The organism is Hymenobacter agri (genome assembly GCF_054778495.1).
The window spans coordinates 1-6,417 of the sequence record NZ_BAAGZM010000221.1 but is presented as its reverse complement, the minus strand read 5'-3'; the positions used below and the strand labels follow the sequence as shown (position 1 = coordinate 6,417).

The window sequence follows — 6,417 nt, the reverse complement described above, 5'->3', positions numbered from 1 at the left end:
GCACGAAGATGACGGCCGCGCCCAGCGCCGCCCCGGCCGAGGTGCCAATCAGGCCCGGTTCCACGATGGGGTTGCGAAACAGAGCCTGCATCAGCGTGCCCGACATGGCCAGCGCCGCGCCCACCACCGCGCACAGCAGCACCCGCGGCAGTCGAATCTGGAAGAACACGGCCCGGTGCAGCTCTGCCGTGGGGTCGGCTTTAGAGGTGTTGCCGCCCAGATAGCCGCCAATTTCGGCAAACGAAAGCGCCACCGCCCCCAGCTGCGCCGAAAGGACCAGCGCCACGAGCAGGGCCACGGCCAAAATGCTGAAATAGAGGCGGACGCGGCGGGAAGAGGGTTTCACGAACAGAGGGAAGGGAAAATTTAGAACGGTCATGCCGAGCGCAGCCGAGGCATCTCGCGTGCGGCAGTAATCAATTGCATTGGCTACGTCGACCTTTGGTTGCAACGAAGCGAGCAAGATGCCTCAGCTACGCTCGGCATAACGTTCTGAGCAACTGGCTTGAGCTACAAATTCTGATGAATCAGCTTCTGCAGTTCCAGCACAATTTTACCGGTGCGCGGGCCCAGATACACCAGGTCGTGCTCCTCGACGCGATAGATGCGGTTGTTTTTGGCGGCGGGCGTGAGGGCCACACCGGGCAGCTGCTTGAATTTATCGAGCCCGCCCTGCCGGTCGTAGCCGAAATCGGTGGCCAGAATCACGTCGGGCTGGGCTTCGGCAATCAATTCGGGGCTGATGGGCTTCATACCCTCGCTGGCGTTCAGCGAGTTCACGCCGCCGGCCCAGGCCACCATTTGGGTACCGGTGCTTTTCTGGCCCATTGCCAGGTAAATGTTCTTTTGCAGGCCATAGTGGATGATAACCACCTTCGGGTGCTTGGGGTATTGCTTCGCGTTTTCGTTGGCCAGCTGCATATCGGCCGTCAGCTGCCGGGCCAGCGAGTCGGCCCGGGGGCGCTGGTTGAAGATGTCGCCGAGCTGCTGGAGCAGCTGGCAGGTTTCGGGAATGGTTTTGCTGGGCTTGAATTCCTCAATGGGAATGCCCACGCCGCGCACCTGCGTCATCACCGCTTCCGGGGCAATGTTGCCATCGGAGAATACTACGGTGGGCTTCAGCGAGATAATGCCCTCGGCATTGAGCAGGCGGTGGTAGCCCACGGTGGGCAGGGCCTTTGCTTCGGCCGGATAAGTGCTCGACAGGTCGACGCCGACGAGCTTGTCGCCCGCGCCCAGCGCGAAAATCATTTCCGTCAGCTGCTTCGACACTGAGACGATGCGCTCGGTGCCGGGCTTGGCGGCGGTGGTGTTTTCCTCGTTTCTGAAGCGGTTGCAGCCGGCGGCCAAGAGTAGCAGGGAAGCGTAAAGGAATTTTTTCATGGAAAATATCGGTCAGATGATGAATCGAAAGACCGTCATGCTTCGACCAGCTCAGCATGACGGTCTTTTCACTTCCCTAAAAGGTGTAATTCACACTAGCACCGGCGTACCAGTTGCGCGGCATACCGGGGTTGTAGTAGGTGGGCTTGCCCGTGGGCGTGGCCTGGTTCAGTGCCACGGAGGCCACGTAGCGCACATCGGCCATGTTGTCGAGGCCGGCGTACACATCGTAGGCCAAATGGCCGAACAGCTTGTTGCGCACGCCGATTTTGCTGTTGAGCAGCCAGTAGGCGGCCGCGTAGCGGGCGTTGTTATCGGTCATCGGGGTGCGGTCGGTGTACTGGGCCGTCAGGTTGAGGTAGGCGCCCACGTGGGTGTCCACGTCGAGGCCGCCGGTGAACAGGTTGCGGAACGAGCCTGTGACCTGCTTGCCGCTGAAGTCGTTGGCGCCCAGCTGGTAGGATTTGAACTCAGCATCGGTGTAGGAGTAGCGCACAAACGGGCGCAGCTGCCGCAGCTGGCCGGCGGCTTCGGCCCGCACGAGGTTGCCCGACAGCGCCAATTCTATGCCCTTGTACTCCGACGCGCCCGAGTTCACGAAAGTGGTGATGCCGCCGCTGGTTTGCGATACCAGCCCGTTCTTGACCTTCATCCGAAACAGCGTCAGGTCGTAATCAATAAAGTTGCGCAGCACCCGGCCCCGCGAGCCCAGCTCGAAATTGTCGTTGGTTTCGGGCTTCACGTCGGGGTTGATGGGGCCGGTGGAGAGTGAAATCTGGCTGCTGATGGGTGGCGAAAAGCCCGTACTGTACTGCGCAAACACCGAAACCAGGTCGTTGAATGAATGCAATACCGCCACGCGCGGCGTATAAGTGGGCTTGAACTGCCGGTAGCCGGTCAGGCTCTGCGCCGGCGGCGTTTTCGGTACCAGGTCCTGAATGTCGTAGGTCACCACGTTGTAGCTCACGCCGGCTGTCAGGGTAGTGTGCGCCGTCACGTTGGCCTCGGCCTGGGCAAACACGTTGGTTTGTATGGACTTTACCTCTTGGTCCGAGGTAATGGCGCCCGACACGCCCACGGCCGAAATGGCGTAGCGCTTGTTATTGTCTTGGTTGGCCAGGTACTCGGTGCCCAGTGCCAGCCGCAGCGGCACGCTGCCCACCTGCGGCGCGTAGGTGAATACGCTGCGCACGCCGCGCTTGCCCCGCTGAAGGTGGGCGAAGTTGGGCTCCACCGGGCTCAGCGAGTACGAGTTGGTGGTGAATAGGCTGGTGGTGTTGGCGAAGTTGCTGGTGAAGCGGTAGGTGTGCGTGAGGCCGAGGCGGGTGATTTCGGCATCCACGCCAATGTCCTTGGTCACGTAGGCCGGGGCCGTTTTGGTATAGTTGGTGAAGAAGTCGGTGCTGTCGAGCTCGCCCGCGAAGTTGTCGTGCACGTTGGTGTAGGTGCCCAGAATGCTCACCGTCTGCTTGTCGCTCACGTAAAAGTCGCCGGCCACGGTCACGTAGTCCTTGCGGGTGTTGCTGTGCGCGTCGCGGAAGCCCTGGCTTTCCTGGTGGCCGTAGTTCACCAGTAGGTTCACCTTATCAGTACCCACGCCGATGCCCGTGTTGGTCCGGAACAGGCCGTAGCTGCCTACCGTGGTGCCCACCTGCAGGCTCGTGCCCGGCGCGGCCTTGCGCGTCTGAAACGACACCACGCCGCCCAGCGTGGCCCCGTAAATCGTCGAGGCCGGCCCCTTAATTACCTCAATGCGCCCCAGCGTGGTGTAGTCCAAATCATCGAGCGAAGTCGTGCCGTCGGCTTCCGATAGCGGTATCCCGTTCTGGTACAGCTTGATGCCGCGAATGCCGAAGCGCCCGTACGTGCCGCCAATCCCCCGTATCACAAGGTTGGACTGCGAGGCCACGCTACGCACGTTCATGCGCACGCCGGGCACCTGGTTCAGGGTGTTTTGCAGGAAAATGGTGTTGTTGCGCTGCAATTCCGGTTCCGTCACCACGCTCAGCGCGGCGGGCGTTTCGAGCAGCTTGCGCTCGGTGCCGGTGCCGTAGCCAATCACCTGCACCTCGCTCAGGCCAGTGTTAGACGGTTCCAGGGCAATGCTCAGCGGCGCGCCACTAGCTTTCAGAGCCACCTCCTGAGGGAGGTAGCCCAGCAGCTGCACCCGCACGGTGCGGAATTCGGTGGGCGCGCTCAGCGAGAAACGGCCCTCGGCATCAGTGGCCACGGAGGACGTCTGGCCGGGCACCAGCACCACGGCGCCCACTAGCGGCTGCCGGCTCTGCTGGTCGAGCACGGTACCGGTGGCAGTGTATTGCGCCCAGGCAGGCGCGCTCATCAGAATGGTTGCCGCCAGCAGCAGCAACCGGGTATAGAAAAATTTCATGTCCGGAAAAAACGATTGGAAAGCCCGGCCGTGGGCCGCTTCAGCACGAAGACGGCCGCCGCGGGCGCGGGCATTTGAATGGGGGAGGGAAGCAAGGCCAGGAAAACTGCCAGCGCTGTATTGGGCGGGGTAGAGACGCAAAACGTTGCGTCTCGTCGTTGAACGATGACGCCCGAACGACACCCGAAATGCGCGGCCGACGAGACGTAAAATATTGCGTATCTACTTCGTAGAAATTCGATAGCAAACCGGCCTTAAGCAGGCAGAGTTAGCCCCGCCCTCGGGGTGGCGCAAAAGGCGCCGTAGCCGGGCGCGAGCACGGCACCACCGCAAACGCCCGGTATACCGGGCGCCCCGCATTGCTCCAGAAAATTGCCTGCAGGCCCTCGGCCGCGGGCAGCACGTAGAGCTTGGCCAGGTAGTCCAGCATCTTCTGCGCCGATTTGCGGGTGCCGGCGTCGGGGTGCGCAAATTCGCGCACGTGCTCGGCCAGGCCGGCCAGCAGGTGCTCCTCGCCCTTATCGGGCCAGCAGAAATAGATGGTAGAATCAGCGCGAACCTGTTGCCGCACCACGTCGAATAAGTGGCCCCGGTACGAAAACTCGTGTTCTTCGTGCCAGGCCAGCTCCGTGACCTGGGCCGGCCCGGCCACGGCCACACGCACCAGCGCCGCATCGGGTAGGGCCGCCCGCCGCTTGCTTTCGGCCACCCGCCGGAATTCGTGCTGCCGCCACAGCGCAACCGGGTACACTCCCACCAATTGGTAGAGGAACACGGCTAACAGCACAAAAACGGAAAGCTGCTTCAAGAGGTAAGATTTGGGCCGTTAAAAATACGCCAGGAATGACTGGATTGCATCATGCCTGCCCCGCCACCGGCCGGAATTGGCTGCCGGTGCGCTTACTTTTGACCTGTGAATAGCCTTTCGACAACCGCTGCCATGCCCAAAATTTATCTCCTGACTCTGCTGCTGTTGAGTTTGCTGCTCGGCCGCCCGGCCGCCGCCCAGCTCTACGACGTGCGCCCCGGCGAAGTGAACTACAACAAAACGCCCCGCCCGGCCTTCAAGGTGCAGGTAGATGGCACGGCGACCGACGTGCGCAATTTCTTTCAGGACTGGATGAAGAGCAGCTACAACATCAAGTTCAAGAGCGGCGGCGTGCTGGGCTTTATGAAAAGCGACGTGCTGACCGCCCGCCAGGTGCCCGCCAGCACTATTTCGGGCAAGCTGCTCGACCTCTACGCCACCGTCACGGCTCCGTCCGACTCGGTGGCCGAAGTGTCCGTGTTCGGTGGGTTCGACGACAATACCTTCTTCTCGCCCGACAAAACCGCCACCGAGTACAATGCCCTGCGCACCATGGTGCAGAACTACGCCGGAGCCGCCCGCCTCTACGCCTACCGCGCCATGATTGCCGAGGGCGAGAAGAAGGTGAAAGCTTCGGAGAAGGAGAAAGAGCGCCTCGAAAAGGAGCGGGTGAGCTTGGCTGCCAATACCACGGCCAACCTCAAGCGCATTGAAGAGCTGAAAAAGAAAAACGCCGAAAACCTGACGCAGTCGCGCGCCGACTCGGTTACGCTCATCGGCACCAACGTGCAGCTCGAGCAAAACCGCCTGCGCCTGCAGCGCCGCCGCGACCGCCTCTCGGCCCTCGACCGCAAAAACTAGCCCCGCGCCCGGCCGTACTACCGTTTAATGGAAAACCCTTCGTCGCCTCTCGATACCCTCCGCCAGCTCAAGGAAATGCTCGATGCCGGGGCCATCACGCCCACCGAGTTCGATGCCCTGAAGCAGCGGCTGGTATTCAACCCCTCGGCTGCCCCCGGTGCCGACAGCCCATCGGCTGCGCCCGCTTCGCCGGCAACGCCCGCCGCTTCTAACCCGGTGCCGCCCATTAGCCCGCCCGAGGTGCCTGCCGAGCCAGTACCGCACCAGCCTTGGACGGAGCCAGTGTACATGCCCAGCGCCGATGGCCTTTTTCTGCCCGATACCAGCTCGGATTTTCCGCCCCCGGCACTACTCGTGGAGCATGATGCGGCAGACACCCACACCTTTATGCCTGAAGAGCCTGATGCCGAAGCGGTACCTGTAGCGCCCGCCGGCAGCAACTCATCGCTAGGCTTGGTGCTGGCTATTGGGGCCGTGCTGGTATTTCTGGCCGTGGTGGCCTACTTGGGCTTCACCCGCCCCACCACCGACGAGCATATTTCCAGCCTCAGCCAAACCGCCGCCGACTCGGCAAATACAACTATCGAAACCGGCCCGCAGGTGACCCCGCTGCCCGCCACCACCGCCGCCCCCGAAACCGTGCGCGTGGCTCCCACCAACCCCGCACCTGTTATTCAGCCCCGCCCGGCGGCCCCGGCGACTGATTCGGCCGCGCCGGCTACTACCACGTCGGCTACCGATAGCACTGCCAACCAATAGCAGTGCCTGGCGTTACGGCCGGGGTTGGTTGGCCCGTCCAAAACGCCCACTGGCTTCAGCCGTATGCAATACCCCTGCCTATCTGGCGGGGGTATTTTTTACGCCATTTCTTCCCGCTATGCTTTCATCCAAACCCTTTGCCGGCCCCGCCCTGCTGCTGGCCGGTGCGCTGCTGGGCGCCTGCTCGTCGCCCGCCAGCCATTCCGAATCGGCCGCC

Annotated in this window: 6 protein-coding genes; 2 read left to right on the top strand and 4 right to left on the bottom strand. The window is 62.4% G+C overall.

Annotation, left to right across the window (positions count from 1 at the left end; translation table 11 throughout):
- The 4 genes from ACYVDE_RS12130 to ACYVDE_RS12115 all read right to left on the bottom strand — a co-directional run.
- Positions 1 to 346: iron chelate uptake ABC transporter family permease subunit (locus tag ACYVDE_RS12130; protein WP_460501809.1), on the bottom strand; the 346-nt coding region annotated here is incomplete at its 3' end.
- A 164-nt stretch (positions 347 to 510) separates the two neighbouring features.
- Entirely contained in the window at positions 511 to 1,383 is an 873-nt protein-coding gene (locus tag ACYVDE_RS12125; protein ID WP_460501808.1) for a heme/hemin ABC transporter substrate-binding protein, read from the bottom strand.
- 76 nt (positions 1,384 to 1,459) lie between these two features.
- Entirely contained in the window at positions 1,460 to 3,772 is a 2,313-nt protein-coding gene (locus ACYVDE_RS12120; RefSeq protein WP_460501807.1) for a TonB-dependent receptor domain-containing protein, read from the bottom strand.
- Positions 3,773 to 4,040: 268 nt separating this feature from the next.
- The gene (locus tag ACYVDE_RS12115; RefSeq protein WP_460501806.1) at positions 4,041 to 4,580 is read right to left on the bottom strand and encodes a hypothetical protein; all 540 of its coding nucleotides are present in this window, start codon (positions 4,578 to 4,580) and stop codon (positions 4,041 to 4,043) included.
- A gap of 132 nt (positions 4,581 to 4,712) precedes the next feature.
- Between ACYVDE_RS12115 and ACYVDE_RS12110 the strand changes: the two genes are divergently transcribed.
- A complete protein-coding gene (locus tag ACYVDE_RS12110; protein WP_460501805.1) occupies positions 4,713 to 5,441 on the top strand; it encodes a hypothetical protein in 729 nt (242 codons plus the stop codon).
- 27 nt (positions 5,442 to 5,468) lie between these two features.
- Entirely contained in the window at positions 5,469 to 6,200 is a 732-nt protein-coding gene (locus ACYVDE_RS12105) for an SHOCT domain-containing protein (protein WP_460501804.1), read from the top strand.
- The last annotated feature ends 217 nt before the right edge of the window (positions 6,201 to 6,417 follow it).